Below are 15,532 nucleotides of genomic sequence, written 5' to 3'. Positions count from 1 at the left end.
GGAACCTTAAATCTTTTGTTATTCAGCGGTGACCACGCTGGGTTGCCCCAGGTTGGCCATGCGCACGCTGTTCTGCACTTGTGCGACTTCACCCGGCGTGCCGATCGGCCCCATGCGTACACGGTGCAGGGTCTGCTGGTTACGCACGATGGAACTGATAAAGACTGGCGCGCTGACCATGCCGCTGAGTTTCGACCTTAACAGCTCTGCCGCGTCCGGGTTGGCGAAAGCGCCGACCTGCAGGTATTGCCCGCCCGCCATCGAAGCCCCCGGCGCGGCACGCGGCACCACCACGGTATCCGGTGCGTGCTGTTGCGGTGGCGGCGTCCACTGTTCGATCTTGCCGGCCGACGCGTTCACCTGCGGCTGCTGGCTGGTCGGCTCGTTGAGCATCAACGGTGCCGGCTTGCCGCGCTGGGCCCAGTATTGCGCCGGGTCGATACCTTCGACCTTGACCCGCGCCGTGCCGGTTTCGGCATAGCCGAGTTTCTTCGCCGCGGCGTAGGACAAGTCGATGATGCGATCGGAATAGAACGGCCCACGGTCATTGACCCGCAGGATCACCGTGCGGTTGTTGTCCAGGTTGGTCACCCGTACGTAGCTGGGCAGCGGCAGCGTCTTGTGCGCCGCGCTCATGCCGTACAGGTCATACACTTCGCCGTTGGCGGTGTTCTGGCCGTGGAACTTGGTGCCGTACCAGGACGCCGTGCCCGATTGCACGTAGGTCTTGGACTCTTGCAGCGGGAAGTAGCTCTTGCCCAGCACGGTGTACGGGTTGGCCTTGTACGGCCCGGTGTGCAGGGTTGGCGTGGCATCCGGGATCTTCGACACATCGACATCCCACCACGGCGCGCCATCTTTGTGCGCGCGGTTGATGTCCAGGCCCGGCTGGGAACGGACTACCGCCCCCCCGGACTTCTGCGCCGGACCACGGCTGGTGGAGCAACTGACTACCAACAAGGACAACGCGGCAAACGCCACCAGCTTGAGCGGTTTTTTGATCGGCGATACCCGCATTACTTGTTGCCCCGTGCTTGGACCAGCATGTCTGACAGCTGATGTACGGCCATGGCGTACATCACACTGCGGTTATAACGCGTGATTGCGTAGAAATTCTTCAGGCCCATCCAGTATTCAGGGCCGTTTTCGCCTTCGAGACGGAACGCCGTCACCGGCATGTCATCGCGTGGCGCATTCTGACTCGACCACCCCAACGCCCGCAACTCCCCGACCGTCTTGACCGGTTCGATGCCCTGGGTGAGGCCTTCATCGGCGCGATCCCCGGCCACATCGGCGCGGATCACCACCGGTTCGCCCGCAACCCAGCCGTGGCGCTTGAAGTAGCTGGCGACACTGCCGATAGCGTCGTCGGGATTGCTCCAGATATTGATATGGCCGTCGCCGTCAAAGTCCACCGCATAGGCGCGGAAGCTGCTTGGCATGAACTGCGGCAAGCCCATCGCACCTGCGTAGGAGCCCTTGAGGGTCAAGGGATCGACCTGCTCTTCGCGGGCGAGCAAGAGGAATTCGCGCAGCTCCTTGCGGAAGAACTCGGCGCGCGGCGGGTAATCGAAACCCAGGGTCGACAAGGCGTCGATCACCCGGTAACTGCCGGTGTTGCGCCCGTAAAAGGTTTCAATGCCAATGATGGCGACGATCACCTGGGCCGGCACCCCGTATTCCTGCTCGGCGCGGGCCAGTACCGCCTCGTGCTGGCGCCAGAAATCCACACCCCGCGCTACGCGGGCGTCGGTGAGGAACATCGGGCGATATTCCTTCCATTGCTTCACCCGTTCAGCCGGGCGGGAGATGGCGTCGAGGATCGCCTGCTTTTTCTGCGCCTCGCGAAACACGCCCATCAGCTGTTCACCGGCGAAACCGTAGTCGCGGGTCATTTCACCGACAAATTCGGCGACCTGGGGTGAACCATCGTAGTCACCGGCCTGCGCCTCTTGCGTTGCGCCCAGCAGGCCAATCAGGCCCATCCAGGACGCGTGCCGAGTCGCCCAGCCGCGCATTACTTGCATTGACATCTTCACCTTATTCAAACCTGTGCGATCCATTTGCGATGCGTATGAATCGACATCAAAACCCCAAACGCTGACAGCAATGTCACCAGCGAAGTTCCGCCGTAGCTAATGAATGGCAACGGCACCCCAACCACCGGCAGCAGGCCACTGACCATACCGATGTTGACGAAAACGTAAACAAAAAAAGTCATGGTCAGGGCGCCGGCGAGCAATTTGCCGAACAGCGTCTGCGCCTGGGCGGTGATCACCAGCCCGCGACCAATCAACAACAGATAGATCAGCAACAGCGCGCAAATGCCCACCAGGCCGAACTCTTCGCCCATCACCGCAATAATGAAGTCGGTGTGGCTCTCCGGCAGGAAGTCCAGGTGCGACTGGGTGCCCAGCAGCCAGCCCTTGCCAAATACGCCGCCGGAACCGATGGCGGCTTTCGACTGGATGATGTTCCAGCCGGTGCCCAGCGGGTCGCTTTCCGGGTCGAGGAACGTGAGGATCCGCTGCTTCTGGTAGTCGTGCATAAAGAAGAACCACATGGCCACGGCCACCGGCACGGCGGCGGCGAGCACGCTGAGGATCCAGCGCCAGCGCAAGCCGCCCATGAACAGCACGAACGCGCCGCCCGCGAGGATCAGCAACGAGGTGCCAAGGTCCGGCTGGCGCACGATCAGGATGAACGGTATGCCGATCAGGATCAGGCTCACGCCCACATGCTTGAGCTGTGGCGGCAAGGTGCGCTTGGACAGGTACCAGGCGATGGTCGCCGGCATCAGGATCTTCATGAATTCCGACGGCTGGAAGCGGATCACCCCCGGAATGTTGATCCAGCGGGTCGCGCCCATGGCGTTGTGACCCATCACGTCCACCACCACCAGCAACAACACGCCGGCGACGTAACCGAGGGGCACCCAGCGCGCCATGAAACGCGGCTCCAACTGGGCGATCACCACCATCGACAACAGGCCCAGGCCAAACGACGAGGCCTGCTTGATCAGCAGGTCCCAGTTCTTGCCGCTGGCCGAATAGAGGACGAACAGGCTGCCGGCCGCCAGGGTCAGCAGCAGGATCAGCAACGGACCGTCGATGTGCATGCGTTGCAGCAACGTCGCACGGCGACGCATCACATCCTCGCTGGAGAGGATGCGGTCAAAATTACTCTTCACTGGCCGTAACCTCGGTGCTTGAAGGGGGGCCGCCATATTCGGGCTTGAGCCTGCCGTCGTCGGCCAACAGCCAGGCGTCCATGATCTGGCGCACCACCGGGGCCGCGACGCCGGAGCCGGACTCGCCGTTCTCGACCATCACCGCCACCACGATTTTCGGGTCGTCGGCCGGCGCAAAGCCGACAAACAAGGCGTGGTCACGGTGGCGTTCCTGAACCTTGGTGCGGTCGTACTTCTCGCCCTGCTTGATCGCCACCACCTGGGCGGTACCGCTCTTGCCGGCAATGCGGTACTGCGCGCCAATCGCCGCCTTGCGCGCGGTGCCACGGGCGCCGTGCATCACTTGCTGCATGCCGTGATTGACCTTGGTCCAGTCCGACGGGTCGCGCAGCACAATGTCGGGTATCGGGTTGTCGTCCACCGGCTTCTCGCCTTCGATGGTCTTGGCCAGGTGCGGACGGTTCCAGATGCCCTTGTTCGCCACCAGCGCCGTGGCCTGGGCCAGTTGCAGCGGCGTGGCCTGCATGTAGCCCTGGCCGATCCCGAGGATCAGGGTTTCACCCGGGAACCACGCCTGGCGACGGGTCGCGCGCTTCCATTCCCGCGACGGCATCAGGCCTGGGGATTCTTCGAACATGTCGAGGGAGACTTTCTGACCGAGGCCGAACTTGCCCATGTAGGCAGACAAGCGGTCGATCCCCAGCTTGTGGGCCAGGTCGTAAAAATAGGTGTCGTTGGAGCGCATGATCGCGGTGTCCAAATCGACATAACCGTCACCGGAGCGGTTCCAGTTACGGTATTTGTGATCGTAGTTGGGCAGCATGTAGTAGCCCGGGTCATACACCCGGCTGGAGGCCGTGACGACGCCTGCGTCCAGGCCGGCAATCGCCACCGCTGGCTTGATCGTCGAACCCGGCGGATACAAGCCGCGCAGCACGCGGTTGAACAGCGGCCGGTCGATGGAATCGCGCAACTCGGCGTAGGCCTTGAAGCTGATGCCGGTGACGAACAGGTTAGGGTCGAAACTCGGCTGGCTGACCATCGCCAGCACTTCGCCCGTGCTCGGGTCCAGTGCCACGACGGCGCCACGCCGCCCGCCCAAGGCCATCTCGGCAGCTTCCTGCAGCTTGATGTCCAGGCTCAGCACGATGTCCTTGCCCGGCACCGGGTCGGTGCGCTTGAGCACCCGCAGCACACGGCCACGGGCGTTGGTCTCGACTTCTTCGTAACCCACCTGGCCGTGCAACTCGGGCTCGTAGAAACGCTCTACACCGGTCTTGCCAATATGGTGGGTGCCGCTGTAGTTCACCGGATCAAGGGTCTTCAGCTCTTTCTCGTTGATCCGCCCCATATAGCCTACAGAGTGAGCAAAGTGCGGCCCTTGCGGGTAATGCCGCACCAACTGCGCCACCACTTCCACACCCGGCAAACGGAACTGGTTCACCGCGATCCGCGCGATCTGCTCTTCCGTCAGCTCAAACAGAATCGGCACCGGCTCGAATGGCCGGCGCCCCTGCTTCATGCGCTTTTCGAAGATCACCCGATCTTCCGGGGTCAGCTGCAACACCTCGACGATCACATCGAGGACCTGCTGCCAGTCGCCGGAGCGTTCACGGGTCATGCTCAGGCTGAAGCTGGGCCGGTTGTCCGCAACCACCACGCCATTGCGGTCGAAAATCAGGCCACGGGTCGGCGGAATCGGCTGCACATGCACCCGGTTGTTTTCCGACAATGTGGAGTGATAGTCGTACTGGATCACCTGCAGGAAATACAGACGGGCGATCAACACCCCAATCAGCCCCACCACCAGAAAAGCGCCGAACACGACCCGCGCGCGTACCAGACGTGCGTCTTTCTCGTGGTCCTTGATGCGGATCGGCTGGGTCATCGGGAGGGGCGCAGACTATTTGTGGTAAGGGTGCCCGGACAGAACTGTCCAGGCGCGATACAGCTGTTCACCGATCAGAATCCTTACCAACGGGTGCGGCAACGTGAGCGCCGACAGCGACCAGCGCTGGTCCGCCCGCGCACAGACTTCCTGCGCCAGCCCTTCGGGGCCGCCGACCATGAAGTTGACCGTGCGCGAATCCAGGCGCCAGCGATCCAGTTCCACCGCCAACTGCTCGGTGCTCCAGGGTTTGCCGTGCACTTCCAGGGTGACGATGCGCTCGTTGGGGCCGACCTTGGCCAACATGGCTTCGCCTTCCTGACGGATAAAGCGTGCCACGTCGGCATTCTTGCCCCGGGTGTTGAGCGGTATCTCTACCAGTTCCAGCGACAGCTCAGCGGGCAGACGCTTGGCATACTCGTGCCAGCCTTCTTCCACCCACTTGGGCATGCGTGAACCGACAGCAATCAGACGCAGGCGCACAGCCGTTCCTTATTCCTGGTCTTTGTTGAGCTTGTCGAAGTGCGCGTGGCCCACTTCCGGGCTGTGGTGCTTGCCATCGGCGGCACGGCTCTGCTCGGCGCCTTTCCACAGACGCTCCAGGTCGTAGAACTGACGGGCGTTGGAGGTCATCATGTGAACGATCACGTCGTCCATGTCCAGCAGCACCCAGTCGCTGTCGCCCTTGCCTTCTTCACCCAGCGGCTTCACGCCTTGGGCTTTGACGGCTTCGCGGACTTTATCCAGCATCGCGCCGATCTGACGGTTCGAGGTACCGGTAGCGATGATCATGAAGTCGGTGATGCTTTGCTTGTCACGCACGTCCAGCACCTGGATGTCCTGGGCCTTGACGTCTTCCAGGGCCGCCACGGCGACTTTTACCAGCTCTTCGCCAGCCAGTTCTGGGCCAACGTGGGCTTCAACTGGCAGCGGCGCGCTTTTGAAGGTGCCTTTGCGCTTAACTTTGCTTACGTCTTTGTTCGTCATATAAAACTCGTTTTGCTCGTATGTTCGGGCGCTCGCTGTACGAATGTTCGTACGTTCAAGCGCGCCTTTTCAGTTCGACGCACGGTAAAGCCCGTGCGCATCGATGTAGGCCAGGACCGCGTCAGGCACCAGGAAACGTACCGACTTACCGCTGGCCAGCAGTTGACGGATCTGGGTGGCGGACACCGCAAGCGGGGTCTGCCAGACGAATGCAATATTCCCGTTCGGCCCGGTCAGGGCCAAGGGGTCACTTACCGACCGCGCGGCCAGCAGGTTGCGCAAGGCATCCGGCGGTTCGCTGTCGGCATCCGGGCGTTGCAAAACCAGGATGTGGCAATGCTGGAGGAGTTCCTCCCAGCGATGCCAAGAGGGCAGGCCGCAAAAAGCGTCCCAGCCCAAAAGCAGAAACAACTGGTCATCCGCGGCCAACTCGGCGCGCATCAGCTCCAGGGTGTCAACAGTGTAGGACGGTTTATCGCGCTTGAGTTCGCGGTCGTCCACCACCAGGGGTGCGATGCCTTCCACCGCCAGGCGCACCATTTCCAGGCGCTGCTGTGGCGACACTTGCGGCGTATCGCGATGGGGCGGCCGGGCGTTGGGCATCACGCGCAGTTCATCCAGCGCGAGGGCATCCGCGACTTCCAGGGCACTGCGCAAATGGCCGATGTGCACGGGGTCGAAGGTACCGCCGAGCAGCCCGATGCGTTTACCCATCAAGTGCGCACATGACCGTCGCCGAACACCACGTACTTCTCGCTGGTCAGGCCTTCCAGGCCAACCGGGCCGCGGGCGTGCAGCTTGTCGGTGGAAATACCGATCTCCGCCCCCAGGCCGTACTCGAAGCCGTCGGCAAACCGCGTCGAGGCGTTGATCATCACCGAAGCGGAGTCCACTTCGTTGAGGAAACGCCGCGCATCGCTGAAATGCTCGGAGACAATGGCGTCGGTGTGCTTGGAGCCGTAGGTATTGATGTGCTCGATGGCCTCGTCCAGGTCATCGACGAGCTTGATCGACAGGATCGGCGCGGTGTATTCGGTGTACCAGTCCAACTCGGTGGCTTCGATCACGTCCGCACCCAGCAGCGCACGGGTACGCTCACAACCGCGCAGCTCCACGCCCTTGTCACGGTAGATGGCAGCCAGCGGCGGCAGCACGCGATCGGCAATGCCGACGTGCACCAGCAGGGTTTCCATGGTGTTGCACGGCGCGTAACGGTGGGTCTTGGCGTTGTCGGCGATGCGGATCGCCTTGTCGATGTCGGCAGCGATGTCGATGTACACGTGGCACACGCCGTCCAGGTGCTTGATCACCGGCACCTTGGCATCGCGGCTGACGCGCTCGATCAGGCTCTTGCCGCCGCGCGGCACGATCACGTCGACGAATTCCGGCATGGTGATCAGCGCGCCAACGGCAGCGCGGTCGGTGGTTTCCACCACTTGCACCACTTCGGCAGGCAACTCGGCCACGGCCAGGCCTTGCTGAATGCAGGCCGCAATGGCGCGATTGGAGTTAATGGCTTCAGAGCCGCCACGCAGGATCGTGGCGTTACCCGACTTGAGGCACAGGCTCGCAGCGTCGATGGTCACGTTCGGACGCGACTCATAGATGATGCCGATCACGCCCAGGGGCACGCGCATCTTGCCGACCTGGATGCCGGACGGCAGGTAGCGCATATCGCGAATTTCACCGATGGGGTCAGGCAGCTTGGCCACCTGACGCAGGCCTTCGATCATGTCGTCGATACGTGCCGGGGTCAGCGCCAGGCGGTCCAGCAGCGCAGGCTCCAGGCCATTGGCGCGGCCGTTGGCCAGGTCCAGTTCGTTGGCGGCGGTGAGCTCGGAGCGCGAGGCATCCAGAGCGTCGGCGGCCGCCAGCAGGGCGCGATTCTTCTGCGCAGTGCTCGCACGGGCGATCAACCGCGAGGCCTGACGGGCAGCGCGACCCAGGCGGGTCATGTAGTCAAGAACGGACTCAGTCATGGTCAGGGAGTCTTGGCAGGGAGGAAAGCGGCAGATTATAGCTGTGACGCCGCTCGACTGACAGCGGTGAGGGGCGGATGGTCGAAATGAACTGTAAAAACCTGGGGTTCAGCAGTAATTAAGGTGGGAGTTGTTATTATTCGGTCACATTTAGCCGTATTAACCCCAGGCCACCATGCCCAGCGTTTCGCCCCAACACCCCGCCAGCGCCCTGCCCGACGGCTTCTTCGACCGCGACGCACAGATTCTTGCGCGAGAATTGCTCGGAAAAGTCATACGCCATCGCGTCGGGGAGATCTGGCTTTCGGCGCGAATTATCGAAACCGAAGCCTATTACGTGGCGGAAAAAGGCAGCCACGCTTCACTCGGCTACACAGAAAAGCGTAAGGCTTTGTTTCTGGACGGTGGGCACATCTACATGTACTACGCCCGAGGCGGTGACTCGCTGAACTTCAGCGCCCAGGGGCCGGGCAATGCCGTACTGATCAAATCGGCCTACCCGTGGGTCGATGAACTGTCCGGCCCGGCCAGCCTGGCGCAGATGCTGCTGAACAACCCGGATGCCAACGGCCACCCTCGCCCTTCGCAAAAGCTCTGCGCTGGCCAGACCCTGCTGTGCAAGGCCCTGGGGTTGAAGGTGCCGATGTGGGATGCCAAGCGCTTTGACCCTCAGCGGTTCTTTGTTGAAGACGTAGGCCAGGTGCCAACACCCATCATCCAGACCACTCGCCTGGGCATTCCCAGCGGTCGGGATGAACACTTGATGTATCGCTTCGTCGATGCTGGCTACGCGCCTTATTGCACACGGAACCCGCTGCGCCGGGGCCAGGTCGAAGGCCGCGACTATTTTTTGATTTGAACATTGAGACCTGCAACACGGCAGATTCCCTGTGGGAGCTGGCTTGCCTGCGATAGCGGTGGTTCAGCCAATGAGAGGTTGACTGATAGGCCGCCATCGCAGGCAAGCCAGCTCCCACAATTGATCTCACTGTTTCAGGTTCTGTATTGCATAGATGGAGTGGATTTGTATGGGCCAATGGCTCGATAGCATTACCGGCTGGCTGACCCTCAACCCCGAATGGCTCGCGGTGGCGGTGTTTATCGTCGCGTGCGTGGAATGCCTGGCCATCGCCGGGCTGATCGTGCCTGGCACGGTGTTGCTGTTTGCGATCGCCGCACTGGCGGGCAGCGGCGCGCTGTCGTTGAGCGAAACCCTGTTGCTGGGTTTTCTCGGCGGTTTGCTCGGCGATGGCATTTCCTACTTCCTCGGCCGACACTTCCACCAGAACATCCGCCGCCTGCCCGGCCTGCGTCATCATCCAGAATGGATGAACGGCGCCGAGACCTACTTCCACAAGTACGGCATTGCCAGCCTGCTGGTCGGACGTTTCATCGGCCCCTTGCGCCCCATGCTGCCGATGGTCGCCGGCATGTGCGACATGCCGCTCCCACGCTTCGTCGCCGTGAGCCTTCTGGCAGGCGCGGGCTGGTCGGTGGCCTATCTGCTGCCCGGCTGGGCGACCGGCGCTGCGTTCCGCCTGCCGTTGCCGGAGGGTTTCTGGCCGGAGGCGGGGGTTGTCACCGCCGCCATCGCCGTGTTGCTGGGCTTGAGTTTGAACAGCAGCCTGCGCGGCCATCGCCGCGCCACCCTGTGGATAGGTTGCGCCAGCCTGACATTGTTGATCGCACTGTTTATCGGCTTTCACCATCTGGATAACTTCGACCATGGCCTGATCGCCCTGGTGCAAGAACATCGCAGCCCGTGGCTGGATGAAGTGATGGTGCGCATCACCCAATTGGGCGAATTCAAGAAGATGTTCGTCGCCAGCGCCGTGTTCACTGGCCTGCTGTTACTTGCGCGGCAATGGCGCCAGGCTGTGTTTGTCGGCGCGACGCTGGCCGGCGCCGCCGTGATCAACACCGGTACCAAGCTGTTTTTCGCCCGTGGCCGCCCGGAAATCCTTACAGACCCGCTGACCAGTTTCAGCATGCCCAGCGGGCATGCATCCGGCTCTTTCGCGTTTTTCCTGGCGCTAGCCGTGCTGGCCGGCCTGGGGCAGCCGACACGACTGCGCATGACCTGGCTGCTATTGGGCTGCATTCCAGCGGCGTTCATTGCCTTGTCGCGGGTCTATCTGGGGGCGCACTGGCCGACCGACATCCTGGCGGGCACCCTGCTGGCAATGGCGGTTTGCGCGTTCAGCCTGACGCTCAGCCAATACCGCAGCCCACTGCCGCCCATGCCGGCAAAAACCTGGTGGCTGTTGTTACCGGCAGTGGTAGCAGTACTGGGTTTCATTGCCTTGACCGGTACGTCCCATGCGTTGCTCAGGTACGCTTACTGACCCTTGGCGGGCCCGACCCAGTCGACGGGCGCCGTTCGACGCTCAACGCAACGTTCGCGTCGCTCAAGAAGCATCTCGTCGGCGATGTCTGCGGCGCGCTCGGCGATGTATTCCGGGCCCCGCTTGGCATCCTGCTGAAGCAGTTGTGTGGCGATGCTGACAAAAAAGCTATCCCAGATCGCTTGCTCCGATTGCGTTGGTCGAATCATGTTCATCCCCGATCATCGTTGTGTGATCGGAAACTATTTCAGGCGCCGCGCGCAGAACAACGAAAGAATATCTGAAAACCGCGCCAGACAAATCCGAACCTCAGTTGAACAACTCTCCCTGCAACTCGTCGAGCAACATCTGGATTGCATCCAGCCGCTGCTGCGGATCGTCGAGTTGCAGCAGGTCGATCTTGTCGGCCTCGGTAAAGGGCAACAAGTAGGCCAACTGGTTGCCCAAGGCTTGCTGGCCGTCGGCCTCGGTGCCCATGTCCAGCGAGGCCACCATCGGGTGCTCGGCCAGGGCCTGGAGCAACGCCAGCAGGTCGGCGTCCTCTTCTTCCAGCGCCTGGTCCGGCAGTTCTTCCAGCCATTGCACGTCGGCCACCAGCAAATGATCTTTCTGCACGCCCGCGTCACGCACACGGAAACGGCGCCCGCCTTCGACGCGAATGCCCAAGAGGCCATTGTCCTGTTGCTTGAAGTCGCGAATCAGCGCCTCACAACCGATCAGTGCGTAGCCATCCGGGGCCATGCCTACCTCGCTGCCGTCGAGGATGCACACCACGCCGAAGCTTTCGCCCTTTTTCATGCAACGGCTGATCATGTCCAGGTAGCGCGCCTCGAACAGTTGCAGGTCGAGGGTGCAGCCAGGGAACAGCACGGTATTGAGCGGAAACAGCGCCAGACTCATAAAGGTTTCCTTAAACCCGGTTTAAACGATCACCGACACAGCCAGCGGCAGAAACACAGCCGTGGCCACGCCCATCAGACTCATGGCCAGCGCCGCAAAGGCGCCGCACTCTTCGCTTTCCTGCAACGCCACCGAAGTGCCGACGGCGTGGGCCGTCATGCCCAACGCCATGCCGCGCGCCTCGGGGCTGTGCACGCCGAGGCGCGACAGGTACGCCGGGCCGATCATCGCGCCGATCACCCCGGTGATCAGCACAAACACGGCCGCCAACGCTGCCACGCCGCCGATCTGCTCGGCCACCAGCATGGCGATCGGCGACGTCACCGACTTCGGCGCCATGGTCATCAGCATCATGTGTTCGGCGCCAAACCACCACCCCAGCAGCACACACAGGCCGGTGGCCAACACCCCACCTATCACCAGCGTAGTAAAAATCGGCCAGAACAATTGACGAATGCGCCGCAGGTTCAGATAAAGCGGCACCGCCAATGCAACGGTCGCGGGGCCGAGGAGGATGCCCATGATCTCCGTGCTCTTGCGGTACTCGGCGTAGCTCAGGCCACAGGTGAGCAAGATGCCAATCACCAGCAGCATGGAAACCAGCACCGGCTGCAGGAAGATCCAGCGGGTTTTCTCGAAACCGGCCAGCACCAACTGATACGCACCCAGGGTGATGCCGATGCCGAACAACGGATGATGAATCACGGCGGTCCACGCGCCGTGCCAGTCGAAGATCATTGGTCCTTCTCCTTGCGCTTGACCATCCGTTGCATCAACACACCGACAAACCCCATGGCGAGCACCAGCGACAGCACCAGCGCACCGACGATGGCCCAGAAGTCTGCCAGGATGTCCTTGGCGTACACCATCACCCCCACCGCTGGCGGCACCAGCAGCAACGGCAAGTAACGCAACAGGCTGCTGGCCGCCAGGCTCAGGGGCTCGCCGACCTCGCCATTCCAGATCAGAAAGCCGAGCATCAGCAGCAAGCCGATAATCGGCCCCGGCAATACCGGCAGCAGCAAATGGTTGAGCGCCGTGCCGATCAATTGGAACAGCACCAGCCATGTCAGTCCGCGTAACAGCATCCGTTCTCCCCCCGTCAAAACTCGCCCGCATTATAAGCATGCCAGCCCTATGCTTCGGCATTCGCCAAAAGCATGGTGGGTTGACCGGGCCTGTTGCCCATGATGATCTAAGATGGATTTCGCACACCTATAAAAACCGATGAACCAAGGAGAGACGCAATGCCCTATGTACCTGTAGCGCAGCTCAAAGATTATGTCGGCAAGGAACTGGGACGTTCCGAATGGCTCACCATCGACCAGGCGCGGATCAACCTGTTCGCCGAGGCCACAGGCGATCATCAGTTCATCCACGTCGATCCGGTCAAGGCCGCGCAAACCCCGTTTGGCAGCACGATTGCCCACGGTTTTCTGTCGTTGTCGCTGATGCCCAAGTTGATGGAAGACATCCTGATCATGCCTGAGGGCCTGAAGATGGCGGTCAACTACGGCCTGGACAGCGTGCGGTTTATCCAGCCGGTCAAGGTCAACTCCAAGGTGCGCCTGAACGTGACACTGACCGACGTCACCGAGAAAAAACCCGGGCAATGGCTGTTCAAGGCCACCGCCACCCTGGAAATCGAAGGCCAGGAAAAACCTGCTTACATTGCCGAGTCGCTGTCACTCTGCTTCGTGTAAGCCCGGCCCTGTGGTGAGGCACTGAAACTCACCACAGGGTATGTAAATTTATGTATGAACCTCGCGGCTGCGGCATACTCGGCGCTCAATTATCCGGATCCCGCTATGCGCCCACTCGCTCCCCTTGCCCTTGCCCTGTTGCTCACCGCTTGCGGAGACGGCGAATCGCTGTTGCCGCCCGATGCGCGCCTGCCCGATGGCGGCCGCTACCGGGGTGATGTGGTCAACGGCTTGCTGCAAGGCCAGGGCCGTGTGGACTACCCCAACGGCAGCTGGTACGCCGGGCAGTTCGACAAGGGCCAGTGGCACGGCCAGGGCGAATGGCATGGCAGTAACGGCGAGGTCTATAAAGGCGAGTTCCAGCAAGGCCTGTTCGATGGCCAAGGCAGCCTGACCACACCGGGCAGCAGCTACGTCGGCGGCTTCAAGCGCGGCCGGCGCAACGGCGAAGGCACCCTCAAAGAAGGGCAGATGACCTATCGCGGTGAATTCAATGCCGACCAGTATTCCGGCCTCGGCCGCCTGGAGCTGGCGGACGGCAGCCAATACCAGGGCCAGTTCGCCCACGGCAAACCGAATGGCGAAGGCCAGCGCAACGACGACAGTGGCAACCAGTTCAGCGGCCACTTCGTCGATGGTCAGCTCGAAGGCAACGGCACCTTCAACAGCGCCGATGGCGACATCTATGTCGGCCAATTCAAGCAGAACCAGCTCAACGGCAAGGGCCGCTATGAAAACGCCGACGGCGACGTGTGGATCGGCCAGTTCAAGGAAGGCGCGCTGAGCGGCAAAGGCGAGTTGATCGGTGTGGACGGCAGCCACTATGTCGGCCAGTTCAGCGATTGGCGCTTCACCGGTGAAGGTCGCCTGAACCTCACCGATGGCAGCTTCTATATTGGCGGTTTCGACAGCGACAGCTATCAGGGCCGTGGCACCCTAGTCCTCACCGATGGCACCGTGCAGGCCGGCACCTGGGTCAATGGCATGCGGGTACGTGACGCCGACGGCAAGCTGTTGCCCGACCCTCTGGAAACCGGCGTATTGGCCCAAGGCCACTTGCTCGATGCCGCCCTCGCGGCCGTGCCCGCCTCGACCCCCGCCATTGAGCTGTACAGCCTGGTGCTGGCCGGTGATGGCAAACAAAGCGTATTCCTGCGCGAAGCCGACTACGTCAGCAACATGCTCGCCACCCGTTTCGGCGCGCGCGGGCAGATTCGCCTGGTCAACCACCGCGACCACATCGCCGACCGTCCCCTGGCCACCCGCGAAAGCCTGCGTCGCGCCGTGCAAACCCTGGCCGAGCGCACGGGCCCGGAAGATCTGGTATTCATCTATATGACCAGCCACGGCACCCACGAACACGAACTGGTGCTGGACCAACCGCGCATGGAGCTGGCCGACCTGCCGGCCGACGAACTGGCCGCTGTGCTCACACCGCTGAAAGACCGCGACAAGATCATCGTGATTTCCGCCTGCTACTCCGGTGGTTTTATCCCGGCGCTGAAAGACGAGCGCACCCTGATCATGACCGCCTCGCGCGCAGACCGCGTGTCCTTCGGCTGCTCTGAAGAGGCCGACTTCACCTACTTCGGCGACGCCCTCTTCGCCCAAGCCTTCAACCAGACCGACGACCTGCAGCAAGCCTTCAAACTGGCACAACTGCATGTGGCCGAACGCGAACAGGCGGACAGCTTCGAAGCCTCTGAACCGCAGATCTGGGCGCCTAAAGGGGTGATCGCCCACTGGCAATTATTACGCAAACAGCAGGCACGAAAGGCGCTCGAAAGCGTCTCAATGAATAGCAAGGAAGCCAAAGGCAACTAAGCTGTAACGTGTAACAGGGGGGAAACACCATGTACCTGACACCTCAACATATCCTGCTGGCCGGAGCCACCGGCCTGACCGGCGAGCACCTGCTGGATCGCCTGCTCAACGAACCCACCGTGACCCGCGTCCTGGCACCCAGCCGCAAGCCACTGGCCGAACATCCGCACCTGGAAAACCCGGTGGGTGACCCGGCGGTGTTCTTGCCGCAACTGAGTGGGCGGGTGGATATCGCCTTCTGCTGCCTGGGCACCACTATCAAGCAGGCCGGTTCCGAAGCGGCGTTCCGCGCGGTTGACCTGGACATGGTGGTGGCCTTCGCCAAACGTGCGCGGGAGATGGGCGCACGGCACCTGATCGTGATCAGCGCGATTGGCGCCGACCCGAAATCGTCGATTTTCTACAACCGCGTCAAAGGCGAAATGGAACAGGCGCTGAAAGCCCAGGACTGGCCACAACTGACCATCGTGCGGCCGTCACTGTTGCTGGGCGAGCGCTTGGAACCGCGCCTGGCCGAACAACTGGCCGGCCCACTGTCGAAGCTGATTCCTGGAAAATACCGTGGCATTGAGGTCTGCGAACTGGCCCGGGCCATGTGGCGCCTGGCGCTGGAGGAGCAGGATGGGGTGCGGGTGGTGGAGTCGGATGAGTTGCGCAAGCTCGGCAAGTGATTTTGCGGTGGCTGTATGGGCCCCATCGCGGGCAAGCCCGGCTCC

The 15,532-nt window shown here is 62.1% G+C and carries 17 protein-coding genes; 5 read left to right on the top strand and 12 right to left on the bottom strand.

Going from position 1 to position 15,532, the window contains the following annotated elements:
• Nucleotides 1–18: 18 nt before the first annotated feature.
• The 8 genes from ACZRMO_RS22945 to ACZRMO_RS22910 all read right to left on the bottom strand — a co-directional run bounded on the left by ACZRMO_RS22945 (nt 19) and on the right by ACZRMO_RS22910 (nt 8,044).
• Nucleotides 19–1,017: a septal ring lytic transglycosylase RlpA family protein gene (locus ACZRMO_RS22945; RefSeq protein ID WP_124526355.1), complete on the bottom strand. Its 999-nt coding sequence runs from the start codon at nt 1,015–1,017 to the stop codon at nt 19–21.
• Nucleotides 1,017–2,027 carry a lytic murein transglycosylase B gene (gene mltB, locus ACZRMO_RS22940; RefSeq protein ID WP_124526356.1) on the bottom strand — a complete coding sequence of 337 codons (1,011 nt, stop codon included), beginning with the start codon at nt 2,025–2,027 and terminating at the stop codon, nt 1,017–1,019. Before mltB ends, ACZRMO_RS22945 begins: the two co-directional genes overlap by 1 nt.
• Before the next feature lie 17 nt (nt 2,028–2,044).
• Nucleotides 2,045–3,148, bottom strand: a complete 1,104-nt coding sequence (gene rodA, locus ACZRMO_RS22935; protein WP_017735626.1) for a rod shape-determining protein RodA — start codon at nt 3,146–3,148, stop codon at nt 2,045–2,047.
• A 31-nt stretch (nt 3,149–3,179) separates the two neighbouring features.
• Complete coding sequence (mrdA, locus tag ACZRMO_RS22930; RefSeq protein WP_463974275.1) at nt 3,180–5,078, bottom strand: penicillin-binding protein 2; 1,899 nt, start codon at nt 5,076–5,078, stop codon at nt 3,180–3,182.
• Between the two features lie 15 nt (nt 5,079–5,093).
• The gene (gene rlmH, locus ACZRMO_RS22925) at nt 5,094–5,561 is read right to left on the bottom strand and encodes a 23S rRNA (pseudouridine(1915)-N(3))-methyltransferase RlmH (protein ID WP_463974274.1); all 468 of its coding nucleotides are present in this window, start codon (nt 5,559–5,561) and stop codon (nt 5,094–5,096) included.
• 9 nt (nt 5,562–5,570) lie between these two features.
• Nucleotides 5,571–6,065 (bottom strand): ribosome silencing factor, encoded by a 495-nt coding sequence (gene rsfS / locus ACZRMO_RS22920; RefSeq protein ID WP_003176298.1) that lies wholly within the window; start codon nt 6,063–6,065, stop codon nt 5,571–5,573.
• 69 nt (nt 6,066–6,134) lie between these two features.
• Entirely contained in the window at nt 6,135–6,779 is a 645-nt protein-coding gene (gene nadD / locus ACZRMO_RS22915) for a nicotinate-nucleotide adenylyltransferase (RefSeq protein ID WP_122427405.1), read from the bottom strand.
• Nucleotides 6,779–8,044: a glutamate-5-semialdehyde dehydrogenase gene (locus ACZRMO_RS22910; RefSeq protein ID WP_463974273.1), complete on the bottom strand. Its 1,266-nt coding sequence runs from the start codon at nt 8,042–8,044 to the stop codon at nt 6,779–6,781. Before ACZRMO_RS22910 ends, nadD begins: the two co-directional genes overlap by 1 nt.
• 175 nt (nt 8,045–8,219) lie before the next feature.
• Between ACZRMO_RS22910 and ACZRMO_RS22905 the strand changes: the two genes are divergently transcribed.
• Together ACZRMO_RS22905 and ACZRMO_RS22900 are read left to right on the top strand one after the other, a co-directional pair.
• On the top strand, nt 8,220–8,903 hold the full coding sequence (locus ACZRMO_RS22905; protein ID WP_463974272.1) for a DNA-3-methyladenine glycosylase: 684 nt from the start codon (nt 8,220–8,222) through the stop codon (nt 8,901–8,903).
• A gap of 169 nt (nt 8,904–9,072) precedes the next feature.
• Complete coding sequence (locus tag ACZRMO_RS22900) at nt 9,073–10,389, top strand: bifunctional DedA family/phosphatase PAP2 family protein (protein WP_463974271.1); 1,317 nt, start codon at nt 9,073–9,075, stop codon at nt 10,387–10,389.
• Here ACZRMO_RS22900 and ACZRMO_RS22895 read toward each other — a convergent pair.
• From ACZRMO_RS22895 to ACZRMO_RS22880, 4 genes are all read right to left on the bottom strand, one after another.
• Nucleotides 10,383–10,598 carry a hypothetical protein gene (locus ACZRMO_RS22895; protein WP_463974286.1) on the bottom strand — a complete coding sequence of 72 codons (216 nt, stop codon included), beginning with the start codon at nt 10,596–10,598 and terminating at the stop codon, nt 10,383–10,385. The genes ACZRMO_RS22900 and ACZRMO_RS22895 overlap by 7 nt on opposite strands.
• Nucleotides 10,599–10,698: 100 nt before the next feature.
• On the bottom strand, nt 10,699–11,289 hold the full coding sequence (locus tag ACZRMO_RS22890) for an LON peptidase substrate-binding domain-containing protein (RefSeq protein ID WP_207043137.1): 591 nt from the start codon (nt 11,287–11,289) through the stop codon (nt 10,699–10,701).
• Nucleotides 11,290–11,310: 21 nt separating this feature from the next.
• Nucleotides 11,311–12,027, bottom strand: coding sequence for an LrgB family protein (locus tag ACZRMO_RS22885; protein ID WP_124526362.1), 717 nt, complete (start codon nt 12,025–12,027; stop codon nt 11,311–11,313).
• Nucleotides 12,024–12,377: a CidA/LrgA family protein gene (locus ACZRMO_RS22880; RefSeq protein WP_463974270.1), complete on the bottom strand. Its 354-nt coding sequence runs from the start codon at nt 12,375–12,377 to the stop codon at nt 12,024–12,026. Before ACZRMO_RS22880 ends, ACZRMO_RS22885 begins: the two co-directional genes overlap by 4 nt.
• A gap of 159 nt (nt 12,378–12,536) precedes the next feature.
• Between ACZRMO_RS22880 and ACZRMO_RS22875 the strand changes: the two genes are divergently transcribed.
• From ACZRMO_RS22875 to ACZRMO_RS22865, 3 genes are all read left to right on the top strand, one after another.
• The gene (locus ACZRMO_RS22875) at nt 12,537–12,992 is read left to right on the top strand and encodes a MaoC family dehydratase (protein ID WP_003194496.1); all 456 of its coding nucleotides are present in this window, start codon (nt 12,537–12,539) and stop codon (nt 12,990–12,992) included.
• Nucleotides 12,993–13,097: 105 nt separating this feature from the next.
• A complete protein-coding gene (locus tag ACZRMO_RS22870) occupies nt 13,098–14,816 on the top strand; it encodes a C13 family peptidase (RefSeq protein ID WP_463974269.1) in 1,719 nt (572 codons plus the stop codon).
• 29 nt (nt 14,817–14,845) lie between these two features.
• Nucleotides 14,846–15,487 (top strand): oxidoreductase, encoded by a 642-nt coding sequence (locus tag ACZRMO_RS22865; protein ID WP_207043127.1) that lies wholly within the window; start codon nt 14,846–14,848, stop codon nt 15,485–15,487.
• The last annotated feature ends 45 nt before the right edge of the window (nt 15,488–15,532 follow it).

It is taken from the genome of Pseudomonas sp. B611, assembly GCF_055407965.1.
This window is presented reverse-complemented; position numbering and strand designations above follow the sequence as displayed.